The sequence below is a fragment of the Aequorivita xiaoshiensis genome, assembly GCF_022008395.1.
Classification (GTDB): domain Bacteria; phylum Bacteroidota; class Bacteroidia; order Flavobacteriales; family Flavobacteriaceae; genus Aequorivita; species Aequorivita xiaoshiensis.
Map to the genome: position 1 here is coordinate 94,967 of NZ_JAIRBB010000008.1, position 19,127 is coordinate 114,093.

Annotated in this window: 20 protein-coding genes; 9 read left to right on the top strand and 11 right to left on the bottom strand. The window is 34.9% G+C overall.

Annotation, left to right across the window (positions count from 1 at the left end; genetic code table 11):
• Nucleotides 1-26 precede the first annotated feature (26 nt).
• The 4 genes from trpC to K8344_RS10205 all read right to left on the bottom strand — a co-directional run bounded on the left by trpC (nucleotide 27) and on the right by K8344_RS10205 (nucleotide 3,919).
• Nucleotides 27-806, bottom strand: a complete 780-nt coding sequence (gene trpC, locus K8344_RS10190) for an indole-3-glycerol phosphate synthase TrpC (protein ID WP_237608585.1) — start codon at nucleotides 804-806, stop codon at nucleotides 27-29.
• 92 nt (nucleotides 807-898) lie between these two features.
• Nucleotides 899-1,891: an anthranilate phosphoribosyltransferase gene (gene trpD, locus K8344_RS10195; protein WP_237608586.1), complete on the bottom strand. Its 993-nt coding sequence runs from the start codon at nucleotides 1,889-1,891 to the stop codon at nucleotides 899-901.
• 1 nt (nucleotide 1,892) lies between these two features.
• Nucleotides 1,893-2,459, bottom strand: coding sequence for an anthranilate synthase component II (locus tag K8344_RS10200; RefSeq protein WP_237608587.1), 567 nt, complete (start codon nucleotides 2,457-2,459; stop codon nucleotides 1,893-1,895).
• A gap of 62 nt (nucleotides 2,460-2,521) precedes the next feature.
• Nucleotides 2,522-3,919: an anthranilate synthase component I family protein gene (locus K8344_RS10205; protein ID WP_237608588.1), complete on the bottom strand. Its 1,398-nt coding sequence runs from the start codon at nucleotides 3,917-3,919 to the stop codon at nucleotides 2,522-2,524.
• Nucleotides 3,920-4,239: 320 nt separating this feature from the next.
• Here K8344_RS10205 and K8344_RS10210 point away from each other — a divergent pair, with 320 nt between their 5' ends.
• The 4 genes from K8344_RS10210 to ctlX all read left to right on the top strand — a co-directional run bounded on the left by K8344_RS10210 (nucleotide 4,240) and on the right by ctlX (nucleotide 6,552).
• Entirely contained in the window at nucleotides 4,240-4,551 is a 312-nt protein-coding gene (locus tag K8344_RS10210) for a rhodanese-like domain-containing protein (protein ID WP_237608589.1), read from the top strand.
• 10 nt (nucleotides 4,552-4,561) lie between these two features.
• A complete protein-coding gene (locus tag K8344_RS10215; protein WP_237608590.1) occupies nucleotides 4,562-4,957 on the top strand; it encodes a rhodanese-like domain-containing protein in 396 nt (131 codons plus the stop codon).
• Between the two features lie 127 nt (nucleotides 4,958-5,084).
• Nucleotides 5,085-5,462, top strand: a complete 378-nt coding sequence (locus tag K8344_RS10220) for a hypothetical protein (RefSeq protein WP_237608591.1) — start codon at nucleotides 5,085-5,087, stop codon at nucleotides 5,460-5,462.
• 187 nt (nucleotides 5,463-5,649) lie between these two features.
• Nucleotides 5,650-6,552 (top strand): citrulline utilization hydrolase CtlX, encoded by a 903-nt coding sequence (ctlX, locus tag K8344_RS10225; protein WP_237608608.1) that lies wholly within the window; start codon nucleotides 5,650-5,652, stop codon nucleotides 6,550-6,552.
• A gap of 1 nt (nucleotide 6,553) precedes the next feature.
• Here the strand turns inward: ctlX and K8344_RS10230 are convergent, their stop codons facing one another.
• A complete protein-coding gene (locus K8344_RS10230; protein WP_237608592.1) occupies nucleotides 6,554-7,987 on the bottom strand; it encodes an SDR family oxidoreductase in 1,434 nt (477 codons plus the stop codon).
• A 123-nt stretch (nucleotides 7,988-8,110) separates the two neighbouring features.
• Here K8344_RS10230 and K8344_RS10235 point away from each other — a divergent pair, with 123 nt between their 5' ends.
• Entirely contained in the window at nucleotides 8,111-8,317 is a 207-nt protein-coding gene (locus K8344_RS10235) for a hypothetical protein (protein ID WP_237608593.1), read from the top strand.
• A 3-nt stretch (nucleotides 8,318-8,320) separates the two neighbouring features.
• Here the strand turns inward: K8344_RS10235 and K8344_RS10240 are convergent, their stop codons facing one another.
• Nucleotides 8,321-8,953, bottom strand: coding sequence for a MarC family NAAT transporter (locus K8344_RS10240; RefSeq protein WP_237608594.1), 633 nt, complete (start codon nucleotides 8,951-8,953; stop codon nucleotides 8,321-8,323).
• A 183-nt stretch (nucleotides 8,954-9,136) separates the two neighbouring features.
• On the opposite strand from K8344_RS10240, the gene argS reads away from it, so the two are divergent.
• Nucleotides 9,137-10,912, top strand: coding sequence for an arginine--tRNA ligase (argS, locus tag K8344_RS10245; RefSeq protein WP_237608595.1), 1,776 nt, complete (start codon nucleotides 9,137-9,139; stop codon nucleotides 10,910-10,912).
• 87 nt (nucleotides 10,913-10,999) lie between these two features.
• Here the strand turns inward: argS and K8344_RS10250 are convergent, their stop codons facing one another.
• The 4 genes from K8344_RS10250 to K8344_RS10265 form a co-directional block, all read right to left on the bottom strand.
• Nucleotides 11,000-11,641 carry a carbonic anhydrase gene (locus K8344_RS10250; RefSeq protein WP_237608596.1) on the bottom strand — a complete coding sequence of 214 codons (642 nt, stop codon included), beginning with the start codon at nucleotides 11,639-11,641 and terminating at the stop codon, nucleotides 11,000-11,002.
• A 73-nt stretch (nucleotides 11,642-11,714) separates the two neighbouring features.
• A complete protein-coding gene (locus K8344_RS10255; protein WP_237608597.1) occupies nucleotides 11,715-12,314 on the bottom strand; it encodes a C40 family peptidase in 600 nt (199 codons plus the stop codon).
• Between the two features lie 43 nt (nucleotides 12,315-12,357).
• Nucleotides 12,358-13,476 (bottom strand): lipid-A-disaccharide synthase, encoded by a 1,119-nt coding sequence (gene lpxB / locus K8344_RS10260; protein ID WP_237608598.1) that lies wholly within the window; start codon nucleotides 13,474-13,476, stop codon nucleotides 12,358-12,360.
• Between the two features lie 73 nt (nucleotides 13,477-13,549).
• Nucleotides 13,550-14,530: a D-alanine--D-alanine ligase gene (locus K8344_RS10265; protein ID WP_237608599.1), complete on the bottom strand. Its 981-nt coding sequence runs from the start codon at nucleotides 14,528-14,530 to the stop codon at nucleotides 13,550-13,552.
• Nucleotides 14,531-14,749: 219 nt separating this feature from the next.
• Here K8344_RS10265 and K8344_RS10270 point away from each other — a divergent pair, with 219 nt between their 5' ends.
• Nucleotides 14,750-15,385: a PASTA domain-containing protein gene (locus tag K8344_RS10270; RefSeq protein ID WP_237608600.1), complete on the top strand. Its 636-nt coding sequence runs from the start codon at nucleotides 14,750-14,752 to the stop codon at nucleotides 15,383-15,385.
• Nucleotides 15,372-16,418 carry an RluA family pseudouridine synthase gene (locus K8344_RS10275; protein ID WP_237608601.1) on the top strand — a complete coding sequence of 349 codons (1,047 nt, stop codon included), beginning with the start codon at nucleotides 15,372-15,374 and terminating at the stop codon, nucleotides 16,416-16,418. The genes K8344_RS10270 and K8344_RS10275 overlap by 14 nt, the downstream gene beginning before the upstream one ends.
• A 90-nt stretch (nucleotides 16,419-16,508) precedes the next feature.
• Here K8344_RS10275 and K8344_RS10280 read toward each other — a convergent pair whose 3' ends face one another.
• Complete coding sequence (locus K8344_RS10280; protein WP_237608602.1) at nucleotides 16,509-18,266, bottom strand: T9SS type A sorting domain-containing protein; 1,758 nt, start codon at nucleotides 18,264-18,266, stop codon at nucleotides 16,509-16,511.
• A gap of 375 nt (nucleotides 18,267-18,641) precedes the next feature.
• On the opposite strand from K8344_RS10280, the gene K8344_RS10285 reads away from it, so the two are divergent.
• Nucleotides 18,642-19,016 (top strand): endonuclease domain-containing protein, encoded by a 375-nt coding sequence (locus tag K8344_RS10285; protein ID WP_237608603.1) that lies wholly within the window; start codon nucleotides 18,642-18,644, stop codon nucleotides 19,014-19,016.
• The last annotated feature ends 111 nt before the right edge of the window (nucleotides 19,017-19,127 follow it).

Sequence of the window (19,127 nt, forward strand, 5' to 3'; positions counted from 1 at the left end):
TTAATTTACCTTGCAAGTTGTACAATCTACATGGAGCTTATAAAAAGTTTTGCACTTTCTCCAGGGTTCTCAGTTTTCATAAAGTTTTCACCTATTAAAAATCCTTGAAATCCATAGGTTTTTAGATCTGAAATGGTTTTAATTTCGCTAATACCGCTTTCAGAAACTTTTACAAAATCATCGGGTATATGTTCCGATAATTTTTTACTGGTGTCTATATTTACTTTAAAATCTTTTAGATTTCTGTTGTTTACACCAATCATATCTACATTGGGTAATAATGATTTTTCGAGTTCTTCCAATTTGTGAATTTCCAACAACACATCTAGATTTAAAGATTTTGCTAGATGGGAATACTGTTTCAACTCTTCAGAAGAAAGACAAGCAGCAATCAATAATATCGCATCTGCTCCGTAAGCTTTCGATTCGTATATTTGATAAGGATCAATTATAAATTCTTTTCTTAAAATTGGAATTGAAGTATGCTTTTCAGTAACCAATAAATCTTCTAACGAACCTCCAAAAAAATTAGCATCCGTCAATATTGAAATTCCTGTAGCTCCAGCTTCTTCATAACCAGTTACTACTTCGTGGCTTAGAACCCTATCATTAATAACCGATTTGCTAGGGGAGCGACGCTTGTGTTCGGCAATAACTCCCGTAGTTGAACTCTGTAAAATCTCAGCTAATGACTTCGTTTCTTTTTTAAACAACGGAAATCTCTCCAGTAAACGAGTTGGAATTGCGTCCTTCTTGGCAGCAACTTCTTTTAGTTTGTAAGCTATTATTTTATCTAGGATTGTCATTTTTATTTATGTGTAAGATTTCCGTTTGACTTCAGTTTTTGGAAATTTGTTCAGGTTTCAGCAGCGCTTAAGCAAGTGTTTATTTAATTTTTTTATTTAGAAAGTTCTTGTAATTTTTTTAATGAATTTAAAGCTTTTCCAGATTGCAATGATTCTTTGGCTTTTTCAAAACCTTGCAGAATCGTACGATTCTCAACAACTGAAATTGCCATTCCTGCATTTGCACAAACTACATTGTTTTGAGCCTCGGTGCCTTTGCCGTTTAAAATATTCTGAAAGATTTCGGCCGATTCTCTTACTGTGTTGCCGCCGTAGATTTCTGATTCCTGAATTTTATTCATTCCAAAATTTTCAACATTTATGAAGCCTTCAGAATTTTTTGAAATTATCTTAGTGGGTCCTGTTAACGAAATTTCATCGTAACCATCAATTGCGTGTAAAACAGCATAATTCTTTTCACTTTTTTGATAGAGATAACCATAGATTCTTGCCATCTCTAAATCGAAAACTCCTACTAACTGATTTTTTGGATTCACGGGATTTACCATAGGTCCGAGCATATTAAAGAAAGTCTTTACGCCTAATTCTCTGCGAATGGGAGCAACATTTTTCATTGCAGGATGAAATAATGGTGCGTGTAAAACGCAAATTCCCGCTTTGTCTAGACAGCGCTTTAGGTTGTCTTCATTATTTGTGAAATTAATTCCAAGCGCTTCCATTACATTACTGCTACCGCTAACCGAAGATACTCCGTAATTACCGTGTTTTGTGACTTTTATTCCAGCCCCAGCAGTAACAAACGACGCTAAGGTTGAAATGTTAAACGTGTTTTTTCCGTCACCCCCGGTGCCACATAAATCTATAGTGTTGTAATCGCTAAAATCTATCGATAAACAAAGATCTAGCAAAGCATCACGAAACCCTTCCAACTCTTCAAGGCATACATTTCGCATCATATAAACCGTTAAGAAAGCAGCTATCTGACTGTGATTGTATTTGCCTTCCGAAATATTTACTAAGACCGCTCTAGCCTCTTCTTTTTCAAGATGCTCGTGATTAATCAATCTGTTTAAAATCTGTTTCATATTAGCTTTCGATCCAATTTTTTATAATCTGTTTTCCCATTGGGGTAAGTACGCTTTCAGGGTGAAACTGAACGCCACAAACATCATATACTTTATGGCGTAGCGACATTATTTGTCCGTTTTCATCCAAAGAAGTAACCTCTAAAACTTCCGGAAAGCCTTCTTTAGAAACAACCCAACTGTGATATCGTCCTATTTCAAATTCTTTTTCCATTCCTTTAAAAAGAGGTTCGTCGGCTTTTACAATGGTAGCGGTGGTGGCAACTCCGTGAAAAACTTTGCTTAAGTTTTCTAATGTCCCGCCAAACACTTCGCCAATTGCTTGTTGCCCCAAACAAACGCCTAATATCGGCTTTAAAGAGGCGTACTTCTGAATTACTTCTTTCAGCAATCCAGCTTCGTCGGGAATCCCAGGACCCGGTGAAAGCAAAATTTTATCGTAATCTTCGACTTCTTCTAAGTAAAACTTATCGTTGCGTTTAATAGTTACTTCGCAATCTAATTCCTCTAAATAGTGGACTAAATTGTAAACGAAACTGTCGTAATTATCTATTACTAGTATCTTCATTTTAAACTTGATCTATTCATTTAAATTATTTTTATACCTAATAGGTTAGAACCATTTTTCGGTTAGATAGATTCTGCTAATTCCAATGCTTTTGTTAGTGCGCCTAATTTATTATAAACCTCTTGTAGTTCATTTTCTTCATTACTTTCAGAAACAACTCCAGCTCCAGCTTGATAATGTAAGGTGTGATTTTTACTCACGAAAGAGCGGATGATAATAGCGTGATTAAAGTTACCGTTAAAATCCATGAACCCTATGGCGCCTCCGTAAAATTCACGGCTTCTGTTTTCATATTTTTCTAGTAACTGCAAGGCTTTGTGTTTTGGAGCCCCACTTAAAGTTCCTGCAGGAAATGTGTCTGCTACAATCTGCATAGTGGGTGTGTTTGTATTTTTTGTTGCAGTAACTTTACTTACTAAATGTATAACGTGTGAGAAAAACTGAACTTCGCGATAGGTATCGATTTTTACGTTAGAGCCGTGACGACTTAAATCGTTACGCGCTAAATCAACAAGCATAACGTGTTCGCTATTTTCTTTTTTGTCTTCGGAAAGCTTTCTTGCCAATTCAGCATCTTGTTCGTCGTTTCCAGTACGTTTAAATGTTCCTGCTATTGGATGGATTTCGGCTGTATTTTCCTTTACAATCAACTGAGCTTCTGGAGAACTTCCAAAGATTTTGAAGTTCCCATAATCAAAATAAAAAAGATATGGTGATGGATTTACACTGCGTAAAGCTCTATATACATTAAAATCATCTCCGGTAAATTTTTGCGAAAATCGTTTACTCGGTACAATTTGAAAAACATCTCCGCGTTGGCAATGGTCTTTACACTTTTGCACCAGTGCTTTAAAATCTTCATCACCGATATTAGTGGTTCGCGCGCCACTTGTTTTAAATGAATATTCGGCAAAACTCTTCGATTTTAAAATTTGCTCAATCTCGGCAATGTTGTTTTCAGTATTATAAGTGTGCGCGAAAATATAAGCTTCATTATTAAAATGATTGATGGCTATAATGTTTTGATACACCGCGTAATAAATATCGGGGATACCAAGATTCTCTTCTTTTTTTGTGAGCCTTATGTCTTCAAAATAACGAACTGCATCAAAAGCCATATACCCAAAAAGCCCATTATTAATGAATTTATAGTCGTTAGATTCTGACGTAAAAGAAGAAGCAAATTCATCGATGATTAAAGGTAGTGAGGTGTTTTGATTAATCGTAATACTAATCTTTTCTCCATCTGGAAATTGCTGAAAAATAGTTTCGTTTTCAACTTTTATTGAAGCAATAGGGTTGAAACATATATACGAAAAACTATTGTCGTTGGCGTGATAATCACTGCTTTCAAGTAAAAGACTATTTGGGAATTTATCACGTAGACGCAGGTAAATAGACACTGGGGTTAGCGTGTCTGAAAGTAACTTTTTTGAATATGTTTTTAACTTGTATTTCATCAGTCTTCGTTTCAATTCTGTTTAACGACCATTTGTTTTTTATTTATTGTAATTTTTTACCGACTTAGCTGAGCCAAGGCCAAAAAAAAAGGCTTGTCGTGAATGACAAGCCTTTTGTATATAATTTATACCATAGGTGTTTCGCTCACGACGTTTTCCGTAAGTTTTTCCACCACCAAATATTTATTGTAATTGTGTTCATAATTTGAAAGTTTAAAGATAGAAAGATTTTTAGAAAAATTGCCTTTCAACTTATTAATATTTGAAATTTTGTTTTCCTTAGAACATATTGCTTAATTTTACCAAAAAAATATTTTACTATGGCAGATCTTACACAAGAAGAATGGGCTGAACAGCTCAAAAATGACGATAATGGAGTGATAATTGACGTTCGTACGGACGCAGAATTTGAAGAAGGTCATATTCCTGATGCAAAACAAATAGATATATACAACGGAGCAGAATTCCTTAAACAAGCTAAGGAATTAGATCCTGAAAAAAATTATTACGTATACTGCCGTTCTGGAGGTAGAAGCGCCCAAGCTTGTATGTTGTTAAATTCTGTAGGTGTAACAAACGCATATAATCTTAAAGGTGGTATCACAGAGTGGGAAGGTGAAATAGTTGAATAAAAACATTCTTATGAAAAATATAATAACCCTATTCGGGCTTACAATGCTATTGCTTTTTACTGCATGTAAAGACAAAAATGTAGCTCACGAGGTAAGTGTAATTCCGCCACAGGAATTTGAAATGGCTATTTCAAAAAATAAAGTACAATTATTAGACGTACGTACTTCTGAAGAGTTTGAAGCTGGACACATTGAAAATGCTGTGAATATTGATGTTTTACAAGATGATTTTACGAGCAAAATAAAAGACTTAGACCCCGAAGAGCCAGTTTATCTTTATTGCCGAAGCGGAAGAAGAAGCGAAAAAGCATCAACTATTCTTAAAGGATTAGGTTTTGAAGAAATTTATGATTTAAAAGGAGGGTTCCTTAATTGGGAAAGTGAAGGACTTGAAGTTGAAAAATAATTACACTTATAATTTTTTTAACTAACTGAATGTCTTGGTGTTAAATTGACGCCAAATTGCTATTTAAGCATATATCTTTTTGCGAAACCTTCGTATCTTCATTGTATTGATTAAAAATACAGTATTTATGGAGAGAGATGAGGAGCTAATTTTGAATGAAATAAAAGCTTTAATTGGGAAGAGTTGTAAGTTTGAAATTATGCCAAATGAGAGATTTCAAAACTTCCACAAAGAATTTTTAAAATTTTCATTTGAGGCGGTAAATATAAAAATAGATTACGAAGCGAAACAGATTTTTACGTCTAACGCTAAGCCACTTACCACCGATCCGGTTCGGCTTTTTGATATGAATACTGCCTTAGCAGATAAGTTTTCATATACCGATTTAGAAGAAACATTATTAGGATGTCTTAAAAAGGGCCATCTACAGAACCATAGGTATGAACTTTTTCTTCAAGAATATGACAGTGATCCTTTTAATGATTCAGAGTTTTTATATGCTTAAATATTTGTTTACCATCCATTTACAAAGGCTTATTGCTTCAGCTTAATTTACTATATAAAGTAAATTTATTTCTCAGTTTTATTAATTAATTTACATACTTAAAACCGTTTTTTATCTGTTTAATTTCATTTAAATTTGCAGCCTAAAATTTATTAAATTGGCAAAACAAATTACAGATACAATCTTAATGATTCGCCCAGTAGCGTTTAGGATGAACGAAGAAACGGCGGTTAATAATTTTTTTCAGGAGGATCTAGCACTAAAAAATGCTGAAATTAATGCAAATGCTCAATTGGAATTTGATGCATTTGTAGAGAAATTACGTGCAGTAGGTGTTCGGGTAATTGTGGAAAATGATATTAAAGAAATGGATACTCCAGATTCTATCTTTCCAAACAATTGGATAAGTTTTCACCAAAATGGAGATATAGGTTTGTACCCTATGTTTGCTGAAAATAGACGTCGTGAAAGACGAGAAGAGATTTTGGAGCGCCTAGAAAAAGAAGGATTTGTAATTAATAATATCTACGATTATACCTCTGCAGAAGATGAAGGTGTTTTTCTTGAGGGAACAGGTAATTTATTGCTTGATCGTGTAAATAAGAAAGCATATTGTGCTCTTTCTCCACGTGCTCACGAGGAGTTGTTGATTGAGTTTTGTGAAGATTTTGAATACACACCAGTAATTTTTACAGCAAATCAAACTGTGGATGCTAAACGACTACCTATTTATCACACAAATGTAATGATGTGTTTAGCCGAGGATTTTTGTGTTATTTGTCTTGATACAATAGACGATGCGAAAGAAAAGAAAAATGTGCTTTTTCACTTAAAACAGGATGGTAAAAAAGTAATTGCTATTACTGAAGAACAGATGCATCATTTCGCAGGAAATATGCTGCAGGTTCAAGGAAAGGATAAAAAATACTTAGTAATGAGTACTGCGGCGCATGAAAGCTTGACCAACGAACAAATTTCAGAAATTGAAAAGCACTGTGAGATTTTAAGTAGCGACCTTACAACCATTGAAACTTGTGGAGGTGGAAGTGCCCGCTGTATGATGGCTGAAGTTTTTCTTCCAAAAGAATAAGCTAGGCTTTTGGCTGAGTTTTACTGATATTGCGAATCATTCCATCAAAAATAAAATAGTGGAACGGAAGCATTGCATACCAATATAACCTTCCCCAAATACCTTTGGATCTAAAGGTTGCTGTTTGTATAAGCTCATTTTTTTCGTTGATGCAAAACTCTAACCAAGCTTCACCAGGTAGTTTCATTTCAGCAAATAGAAGTAATCTTTTGTTTTCTTTATCGGCATATAGTACACGCCAAAAATCTAAAGCATCTCCCGTGTTAATCTTTTTTGGATCGGTACGACCTCGGCGTAACCCTACACCACCAAGTAATCGATCTGCGAAACCGCGTATTTTCCAAAGGTAATTTCCGTAATACCAGCCATTTTCTCCGCCGATGGCCCAAATGTTTTCCAAAACCATTTCGGGGTTTTCTACTTCCACCACTTTTTCATCTTTTAAACACCCGTATTTTGGAACCTGAATATATTGTTTCAAATTTGTGATTCTTCCAGCGACTAAAGAGTCTTTCCAGCTCGATACAACAAGATTCTGTTCGATTTTTTCAAAAGCTTTTTTAATTGCTTCTTCATAAGTTATCGGCTGAATGTTTAAAATTTCTTGTAAATTATTGTTTTTAGCAACAACTTCCATCTTCATGCTATCTACTAAGTTTACGGCCAACTTATATGAAGTTGAGGTTACAAAATACAACCAATAAGAAGAGAGTCTTGGAGACATTATGGGAACTGGAATAATCCAAAGTTTTAAACCTCGAATCTTGGAATATTTCATCAGCATTTCTTTGTACGTTAAAATGTCTGGTCCTCCAATATCAAAAGATTGATTGAAACATCTATCATTATCTAAAACCCCGTATAAAAAATTGATCACATCGCGAATTGCAATAGGTTGTATTCTTGTTTTTAACCATTTTGGTGCGATCATTATAGGTAGCTTTTCGCATAAATCTCTTATAATTTCAAAAGAAGAGCTGCCGCTACCAACCACTATTCCTGCACGTAATACCGTTAAATTATAATTTCCCTTGTAAAGTATTTCTTCTACTTTTTTTCTTGAAGAGAGATGTTTAGATAATTCTTCTTGATTTACAATTCCACTTAAATATATCACCTGCTTTACAGAAGTAGTAGCCATATATTTATTAAAGTTAATTGCCGACCGCGCTTCCATCTCGTCAAAATCGGTAGTAGAGCTACTCATTGAATGAATTAAATAGTACGCAGCATCAATATCTTTTGGAAAATTGTCTGTGTTTACCTCTTTAGCAAAATCTACTTCAACAACTGATACTTTTTTCGTGGTTTCAGGATCTAAAGGAAGTCTGTTTTTATCTCGGACGGCGCAAATTACTTCGTGACCGTTTTGTAGAAGTTCGGGTAGTAATCGCATCCCAATATATCCATTGGCTCCAGTTAGTAGTATTTTCAAAGGTTCTAGTTTTATATAAAAGTAATTGAAAATAATTAAAGCTATGCTAATTTGTAGTTAACATATTAGCCATTTATAAGTAATATCCTATCTTTAAAAATTCAACCAAACAAATATCTTTCTATGAAAATTTTAAAAGTTGCCCTTCTTGTTATTGGAGTAGCTCTAATAATTATTGGTCTTTACAATGCATTTGTTCCTCAATCTGTTCTAGAACTAGGTCCTTTGGAAGTTAATGCAAAAGAGGGTTTGTCTAATCAAACTTTAGGGATGATAGGTATAGGTGTATTAGCACTTGTAGGCGGAGCACTGTTGAAGAATAGAAATTAGATTTTAGTTGTATATAGTTTTCAAAGTTGAAATAACTGCAGAACTGATATATTCTACACCAATTGAAATTACAATAAATCCTACTATTCTAGAGATAGCATTAATTCCTGATGCTCCTAATACTTTACTTATATAGTGCGAGCTTCTTAAAATTAGAAGCGTGGCGATTCCAACGGCTATTACTGCGAGCATAACAAATGCTATTTCACTCCAATTTTGGTATTCTTGATTGAAAGAAATTAATAAGGAAATTGATCCAGGACCTGCAAGCATTGGTATTGCTAGAGGTGTAAGTGAGAATTTTTCACGCTTGTCTAAATCTTTTTTAACGCGCTTGTTTTTCATTCCTTTGTGTTTTGAAAAACTCCCTGTTAATAAGGCAAATCCAGAGGTAACTATTATCATGCCGCCAGCAATTCGCAAAGCGTTTAAACTTATTCCGAAAAAGTCTAGTAAATAGGTGCCTGCAAAAAATGATATTATTAAAATTACAACTACATTAAGGGAAGTTAAAAATGCGGTTTGATTGCGTTCTCGATTTGTCTCTTCGGTAGTTAAGCCAACAAATATGGGAACAGTGCCCAATGGATTTGTAACCGAGAAAAGTGCTGCAAATACGTATAAAAAAATGTCCATAGTTTTTTCTGCAAAGGACGCACGGCTTCTCGATTTAAACTTTACCAGAAGTTTAAATAAAGGTTAAGTGATAGGTTTAAAAATTTCAGAAATATCAATTCGGATTTAAGGTTTCAAAAAAGTATCTTTGCCGATTAACTCTAAGGCATTAGCGAAAGAGTTTTCCACTTTATATTCGATGTTATGACACTCCAAGAAACCCTTGAAATTAAAATTAAAGAAGCAGTTAAAAGCATTTATGATGCTGAACTTCCATCGGTAGAATTACAGCCAACACGTAAAGACTTTGAAGGCGATATTACCGCAGTTGTATTTCCTATGCTTCGGGTGGTTAAAGGTAATCCTGTACAAATTGGTGAATCTATCGGTAAATATTTGGTTGAAAATGTTGAAGAAATTGAAAAGTTCAATGTTGTTCAAGGATTCTTGAATATTGTTTTAAGTGATTCGTATTATCTAAATTTCTTTAATTCAGTAACCGATTTTTCAACCTACGGGAAAGTGCCGCAAGGAAGTGAAGCTTTGATGGTTGAATATTCTTCACCAAACACAAACAAGCCTTTGCACTTAGGGCATGTTCGAAATGTTCTTCTTGGATATTCAGTTTCTGAAATTGAAAAGGCTGCAGGAAAAAAAGTATATAAAACTCAAATTATCAACGATCGTGGGATTCATATTTGTAAAAGTATGCTCGCTTGGGAGAAGTTTGGAAACGGTGAAACTCCAGAGTCTACCAATCTAAAAGGCGATAAGTTAGTTGGTAACTACTATGTAAAATTCGATCAAGAATACAAGAAGGAAATTGAAGCTTTAAAAGCAGAAGGTAAAACCGAAGATGAAGCTAAAGCACAAGCCCCACTTATGCTAGAAGCACAAAATATGCTTAGAAAATGGGAAGCAGGTGATAAGGAGACCGTGGATTTATGGAGCAAAATGAATGGTTGGGTTTACGATGGTTTTGAGGAAACTTATAAATCTATTGGTGTAGATTTCGATTTTTATTACTACGAAAGTGATACGTATTTATTAGGGAAAGATATTATAGATGAAGGTCTTAAAAAGGGCGTTTTCTTTAAGAAAGATGACGGCTCTGTTTGGTGTGATTTAACAGAAGATGGCCTTGACGAAAAGCTTGTTTTAAGAAGTGACGGTACTGCCGTGTATATGACGCAGGATTTAGGAACAGCAGTACAACGTGTAAAAGATCATCAAGATGTTGGTGGGATGATTTACACCGTAGGAAATGAGCAAGACTATCATTTTAAAGTCTTGTTTTTAATCCTTAAAAAACTTGGTTATAAATGGGCTGAAAACCTATTTCACCTAAGTTACGGTATGGTGGATCTTCCATCGGGTAAAATGAAAAGTAGAGAAGGAACCGTGGTTGATGCGGATGATTTAATTGCTCAAATGACGGCCACGGCTCGTGAGATTTCAGAAGAATTAGGGAAAATCGACGAGTTTTCTGATGAAGAAAAAGAGGCGTTATACAGAACTATTGGTCTGGGAGCTTTAAAATATTACATTCTAAAAGTTGACCCGAAAAAAAGAATTTTATTCAATCCAGAGGAAAGTGTAGACTTTCAAGGAAATACAGGTCCATTTATTCAATATACTTACGCTAGAATTCAGTCTATTTTACGCAAGGCGGCCTCTATGTCACAAAATGTAGACTCTACCGAGGTGACAATGCATCCAAAAGAAAAAGAGCTGATAAAAATTATTAAGCAATATCCTGAAGCAATTCAGTTGGCAGCACAAAACTATAGCCCAGCACTAATTGCAAACTACACCTACGACTTAGTGAAGGAGTTTAATAGTTTTTACCAAAATGTGCCAATTTTAGCAACAGACAATGAAGTTGAAAAAGCTTTCCGTGTAAAGATTTCTGCAGCAGTTGGAGAAGTTATAAAAAGTGCGTTTGCACTCTTAGGAATTCAAGTGCCGGAAAGAATGTAATGTTGAAATAATTAATAAATACTTCTATCTATATAATAGAGAAGGTGTAAAAAAAACCGCTTCATTCTGTTGAAGCGGCTTTCTTTTTTATTTTATATCGTCCTTATCTAGATGGTAAATTTCCATAATTCCTTCTAGAACTTTTTCGAAATCTATATTCAGATCTATAAGTTTTCCTGTTCCAATATCCATTACCCATCCGTGAACAGATAATCTTCCTTGACGAACAGCAATTTGCACATCGGCTGTTTTAATAACGTTTACGCATTGTTCTTGAACATTTAGTTCTACAAGGCGTCTGTATTTTTCTTCTTCACAACTAATAGCATTAAGCTCGTCGCGATGGATGCGGTAAACATCTCTAATGTTTCTAAGCCAAGGGTTTAATATTCCTAAGTCCTTAGACTCCATTGCAGCTTTTACACCTCCACAGCCATAATGACCACAAATAACAATGTTTTTTACTTCTAAAACACTTACAGCGTAATCAATTACACTCATTGCGCTTAAGTCTAGGTTAGATACCATGTTGGAAATGTTTCGCATAACAAAAACATCTCCGGGTTTCACACCCATAACCTCTTCGGCAGTAACCCTACTATCGCTACAACCTATATAAAGAATATCAGGATTTTGGCCATTGGCTAAGTTCTTGAAATAATCTGGATCTACTCCCAGTTTTTTGTTAACCCAATTTTGGTTATTTTTAAATATTTGCTCAATGTCCATTTATTTCTGTGATTTTTTTTGGGTAAAAATAATTTTTAATTGTTTTTACCTAAAAGTAAAGGCGATGATTTTTTTAAATTTCTAACACTCTCCTAAACGAAACAAATGCCTTTTTCCAATAAGCTTCATTTAATGAGGATATTATAACTCCTGCGCTTGTTGAAGAATGGATGAATTTTATTTCTCCATCTATTGCTTCAACTATTATTCCTACGTGATTAATTGTGTTTCTACGGCTGGTTTTAAAAAATACTAAATCTCCTTCTTCAACTTCATCCTTTGTAACAGGAATGCCTTTGGTAGCCATATCTCGTGAAATCCTTGGCAAGCTGATATTTTCTTTTTCAAAAGCTACACATACCAATCCTGAGCAATCCATTCCAGCTTCGGTAGTACCTCCAAACTTATAGCGCGTTCCTTCAAAAGTTTTGGCGTAGCTAATAATTTTATGCTTAATGGCTTCTAATTTATCATCAGCACTATCAGGAAACGTTTCTTCTTCTGGTTCCTCAATACTTAATGTGTTGTTTTTTTGAACTGTTGTGTTTTTTATGGACTTCTTGTTCAACTTAATATTACTTTTTTCAGTAACCGGGTAGTTAGAAGTATTTCGTGTAGTACCACATGACACTAAAAACATTGTAAAAAATGATAGCAATAGTATTTTTTTCATTTCAAGAATATAGTGGGTTAGCCCTTAAAATTAGTAAAAAATTCTACTTAACCTTTATAGAAGAGGTAATTAGTTTGGCAGTGTTTTCACTAGCACCTCTCCCACCAAGAGTTTTTTCAAGTTCATAATAGTCCAGGAACATCGCATTTCGATTTTTTGGCTCTAATATTTTAGTGAGTTCTTCTTTTAAACGTTTTGTGTTAAAATCAGTTTGAATTAATTCTGTAACCACTTCTCGGTCTAGAATTAGGTTTACTAGCGAAATGTATTTAAGGTTTATAACACGCTTTGCAATTTCGTAGGAAATTCTTCCACCTTTATAGCACACTACCTGAGGTACTTTAAATAGTGCTGTCTCTAATGTTGCTGTTCCAGAGGTTACTAAGGCTGCATTTGCAATACTTAAAAGTTCGTAGGTTTTGTTGGTGATAAAATGAACATTCTTAGTGGTTAAGAACGATTCATAAAACGATTTTTCCTGACTTGGAGCTCCTGCAATAACAAATTGATACTCTTTAAATTCTTTAGCCACAGAAATCATTATTTCCAGCATCTTGGTGATTTCTTGCTTTCTGCTTCCCGGTAATAGCGCAATTATAGGACGTTCATCAAGTTTATTTTCTTTTTTAAAAACTTGTGGGTCAATTTGTTTTTGATTGTAAATTGCATCAATAAGAGGATGACCTACAAAATGAACTGGAAAATTGTGTTTGTTTTCGTAGAAATCTTTTTCAAAAGGAAGAATTACATACATTTCATCAACATCGCGTTTAATGTCTTTAATTCGCCCTTCTTTCCAAGCCCAAATTTGTGGTGAAATGTAGTAATGTGTATTGTAGCCTTTTTGCCTGGCCCATTTTGCTATGCGCAGATTAAAACCAGGATAATCAATAAAAATTATAACATCAGGATTAAAACTTTCAATATCCTGTTTGCAGAATTTTATATTCTTCAGAATAGTTCGCAAATTCATTAACACTTCAGTAAACCCCATAAAAGCAAGGTCGCGATAGTGTTTTACTTCGGTCCCCCCAGTAGCCTTCATTAAATCCCCACCCCAAAAACGGAAATTCGCATCGGAATCCTCCTTTTGAATGGCTTTCATTAAGTTAGCACCGTGTAAATCTCCTGATGCTTCGCCTGCTATGAGGTAGTATTTCATTGTTTATAGGTTTGGCTGAATTCTTATACTGTAAAAGAAAAGTCGGTTATCCAATTACATTAGTTAAAATCCATCAATTTATTACATTCTGAATTAATATATCGAAAAATTGTGTTAATGTCATTCCTGCCTCACGTACTTGTTTAGGAACAATACTTTCGGTGGATAGCCCTGGATTGGTATTGGTTTCTATAAAATAGGGTTTCTCTTTTTCTATAATAAACTCACTACGCGCAATACCTTTCATTTTAAGCAATTTGTAAATGCGAACAGCTTCTTTTTTTACTAAATCAGTTTCCTTATCTGAAATTCTAGCTGGGGTGATTTCTTGCGATTGGCCGAGATACTTGGCTTCAAAGTCGAAAAACTCATTTTCACTTACAATTTCAGTGACTGGGAGCGCAATTATTTCATTACCATCATTATAAACCCCAACCGAAACTTCAACGCCAACTAAGGCGGTTTCGATGATTACCTCAGTGTCTTCTGAAAATGCCTTTTCAATAGCAGGTAAAATTCCGGACATTTCGTTTACTTTACTAATTCCGAAGCTAGAGCCAGAACGGTTCGGTTTTACGAAACAAGGTAGGCCGGTAATTCTAACAATTTCTTCTACGTTAATTTCTGTTCCTTTATTAACGTAGTATGAGTTAGCACAAAGTACTCCAAAATTTTTTAAAACAGAAAGACAGTCACGCTTGTTGAAACTAAGAGCGGCTTGATAATAATCTGCACTCGTATGTGGAATTCCAAGTAAGTCCCAATATGCTTGTAAATACCCATCTTCTCCAGGGGTGCCGTGTATGGTGTTAAAAACAACATCAGGAATAACTGGAGTTTCTGAACCATTTTCAAAGCTGAAATCAGCTTTATTTACAGGATATTTTGTGCCATTTTTAGCAACATAATACCATCCTGATTCCAAAATATGGATTGGATAAATGTTGTATTTACTTTTATCGAGTGACTCGCAAACCACCCCGCCACTTTTAATGGATATTTCAAATTCGCTTGAATATCCGCCCATGGCAACCGCAATATTATTTTTGCCCATAAAGAAAGATTACTATTCCACTAAAACCACTATCATAAAGGGTGGAAATCTACGTTTACAAAAGTATTAAAAAGTTAGGCTTGTATGTTATGCGAATCAAGTTATATCTATAAAAAGCTATTATAAATTGATTTTGATTTCATTTTCCAATTAAATTTAATTTTAACCAAAAGATACTACCTTTGATTTTTATATTTTTGTGTCCTAACTAAGAAGCATATGAACTTTTTTCAGTTTTTGTTTACCAAAGCATTTGTCAAGCAGTTACTACTAGCAGTAGTGGTTTTAATAGCCTTGATATTCTTAACTTTATGGTGGTTGAAATTCACCACTAACCACAACGAAACTACCGAAGTTCCAAATCTTGCTAAAATGTCTTTAGATAAGGTTGAGGAAAAGTTAGACGAAATGAGTTTGCGTTACGAAATTCTAGACTCTGCAAATTACAACCCCGATTTTCCGAGGTATTCTGTAATTGAGCAAATTCCTAAGCCTGGTAAATTTGTAAAAGAAAACAGGAAATTATATTTAACACTTAATCCCTCAGGATATAGACAAATTGAAGTTCCAAACATCTTAGGAAGAACCCGTCGTCAAGCGGAACCTACACTCTTAGCAATGGGTTTTGAAATTGGTAAGATAAGCTATCGTCCACATATTAGTGATAACGTATTGGAAATGCGTTTTAACGGTGAGCAATTAGAGCCCGGTACTAAAATTCAAAAAACATCTGTGATAGATTTAATAGTCGGAGATCAATCATTAAATAAAATCCAGATTGAAGGCGAAGAATCTTCTGAAGAAAATCAAGATACGCCAATAGAAAATATAGAAGAAAACAATGGCGAATTTTAACGAAGAAGGAATACAAGAAAATGCAGGTAATGATGATCTTTATGAACATTACCGATTTAAAGCAGATAAAGGACAAAATCCATTAAGGGTAGATAAATACTTGATGAACCTTATTGAAAAGGCGACTCGAAACAAAATACAAAAAGCTGCAACTGCAGGAAACATTTATGTTAACGATGTTCCTGTGAAATCTAATTACAAAGTAAAAGGAGGCGATATAGTTACTGTATTATTTGAACATCCTCCTTACGAGTTTTTATTAGTCCCCGAAGATATTCCCATCGATATAGTTTATGAAGATGATGCTGTACTTGTAGTTAACAAAGAAGCAGGAATGGTAGTACATCCGGGACATGGGAATTACAGCGGAACGCTAATAAATGCGCTTACTTATCATTTTGAAAACCTGCCAAACAACAGTAGTAATCGCCCTGGTTTAGTACACAGAATAGATAAGGATACTAGCGGGCTTTTAGTTGTTGCGAAAACTGAGGAAGCTATGACGCATCTTGCAAAGCAGTTTTTTGATAAAACCACAGAGCGGGAATATGTTGCTCTGGTTTGGGGTAATGTTGAAGAAAACGAAGGAACTATAGAGGGAAATATAGGACGTCACCCTAAAAACCGTTTGCAAAATACAGTGTACGAAAATGACGACGAAGAAAAAGGAAAACCAGCTGTTACTCATTATAAAGTATTAGAACGTTTAGGTTATGTTACTTTGGTCTCTTGTAGATTAGAAACGGGACGTACACACCAAATAAGAGTGCATATGAAGTACATTGGGCACACACTTTTTAATGATGAACGTTATGGAGGTGAGAAAATCTTAAAGGGTACTACATTTTCTAAATACAAGCAATTTGTAGATAACTGTTTTAAAATTCTACCACGTCAAGCCTTACATGCACGAACACTAGGATTTGTACACCCAGTTACTGAAGAATTTATGCGTTTTGAGACTCCTATTCCTGAAGATATGAATTTGTGTCTAGAGAAATGGCGTGGCTATTCTAAGAACGTTATAGAGTAATTTTGAAACATTAAATTATTTATACAAATAGAACAAGTCCCTTTTCATTAGCTGAAAAGGGACTTGTTTTTATAAGTGTAATTTAATTGATTATTTCTTCATCCACTTAGCAGTAGAAGTGCTTTTACCATCAGAAATTTTAACGAAGTACAAGCCGTTATTAAGGTGTTTCAAATTGTATGTTGAAGTTTTTTCTAAACTTCCTTTTTTAGAGAAAACCATTTTTCCGTCCATGCTGTAAACATTTACTTCAGCATTCTGAATTGCAGTGGGAATTGTAAAACTTAAAGTCCCATCCGAAGGATTAGGAAAAACTGAAATTTGTGAAACAGAATTAAAAGTAGAGATTCCAGCAGTGTTATCTAACTTTACTAATCCATCACGAGTATTACTTCCCTTGTAACCATTCCTTTTTATACTTTCAGGATTGTACGGTACATTTAAATTATAAACACTCACAAAAGTTGAATCTACCCCACTTCCAAAAGTTTGTGTATAACTGTTCGCAGTTAAATCTAGTTGTCCATCATTGTCAACATCTCCTAGAACAACTCCGTTTAGAAAAGTAAATCCTCTTGGTCTTATTGGGAAGCCATCAACTTCACCACTTCCATCTAGAGCGTAGGCGTGTATGTAACCAATACCATCTGCATCAGTCATGGTGCTTGGGAAAACAATGTCTAATATACCGTCGTTATTTACATCTGCAATAGAAAGTACGCCTTCAGTACCTCCATATTTCTCAAATGGGAAATTAGGCAGGTTGCCGCCGTCTGGGTCTAAGCCATAAATTACTGGTAATTCCTCTCCTGGGGTGCCACTTGAAATTCTATCGGATAAAAATATCTCAAATGTGCCATCGTTGTCTACGTCAAGAACTGTTGCTGGTGAATATGTCCATCCGCTAAGTGTAATTGGCCAACCCGCTTTATAGGTCCCGTCGTGCTCCATAACGTAAAAGCCGGGTGAGTCTCCGTGATTACTACCAATTATTTCTAAATCATCATCCTCATCTAAATCGGCTAGAATAGGAGATTGGTAAGAGTATTTTACATTTGGATCTACTACGGGGAAACCTAGAAATATCTGACCTTGATTATCAAAAATGTACATCCCACCCGAGGAAGCAGAAATTACTACATCAAGATTTCCATCATTGTCTACGTCTCCAATTGAAGGTGTAAAACCAGGAGTAGCTCCAACTTCAACTGGCCAGTTTGCGTTAATTGGCGTTCCGTCCATTTTAAGTGCGTGAATTTTCCCCAAAGTGCTACTTACACGTTCACACGTAATAATATCTAGAGTACCATCATCATCTAGATCTGCAACGGCAGGTGCGTTTATCATCCAATTATTATCAAAATTCAATGGCCAACCAGGAAGATCGTTTCCTTCATTATCTAACAAATAAACTCGACCAGCATATGGAATACCTCCTGTGTTTACAATAATCTCAACGATGCCATCATTATCTAAATCTACTACCGTAGGAGGTAGTAAAATGCTACCGCTTATAGGTTTTTCCCACAAAATCGATCCGTCACCTTTTAGGACATATAATGTGTCCCAAAATCCGTATATTATTTCTTCTACCCCGTCGTTGTCAACGTCTGCAAGAGTAACACCTCTTGAGTTTTTAAATGTTGGATTAGCTGCTCGGCCAAATCGCCATAGTAAATCAAATTCTTGAGTTTGTTCAGTATTGTTGTGTTTTTCTGGAAGTATAACTGTTTCTACCGAAATCGTCCCATCTTCATTTAAAGATGCTTTTTTCCCTTGCTGTTGCGCAATAGATGTTGAAACCAACCCTAAAAATAGCGTTGATAATAGTACTAGTCTTTTTTTCATATGGTATTTTATGTTGATTAGAATTTAAAGTTATTGATAATTGTTGGGTTTGCAAAAAAGCATAAATTAATTAGAGAACTTATCTATGAACTTTTTACAGATCCTTCCTCGCCCGTCGTGGCAAATCCCGAAACAAATTTAGAATAAGCTTTTCCTTGCAGGTGATGAGTTTTTCTCAAACATCCGTACATGTATAATTATTTTTATACACACAGCTCCTTCCCCTTCTAAGAATTTTTAATGAAATGTTCTAGTTTTCTATTAGGGGAAGGTGTCTTTTTACTTTTGTGTAAAAAGACGGAAGGGGTAAAGGCTGGATAGTTTATAGATTTTACACGTTATTTTACTAATTTTAAAGTATTGAAAAAGAGGGTTATGAGAAAAAAGAAGATTCATGATAAACCTGAGTTGAAAACTTTTAGGCGTAAGTTGCGTAGTAATGCTACGCCTGCAGAAGGTTTTTTGTGGAAGCATTTACAAAGAAGTCAGCTAGGAGGTAGAAAATTCAGAAGACAACATAGTATTTATAATTATATCGTTGATTTTTATTGTGCTTCGGAAGGTTTGGTTATTGAACTCGATGGTCAGGTACATATGAACCCCAAAGCTGAAGAATATGATAGGAATCGAGACGCTTTTTTAGAGGACATGGGATTTATTGTACTTCGATATGAGAATAAGATGGTGTTTGATTTTTTGCCATCAGTTTTAAAGGATATTCGGGATCATTTTAAAGAAAATAGGAAGTAAACCCACCTCACCCTCCGGGCACCCCTCCCTTTCAGGGTGGGGGGCTTTTCTCAAACATCCGCACATGTTTAATTATTTTTATACACACAGCCCCTTCCCCTTCTAAGAATT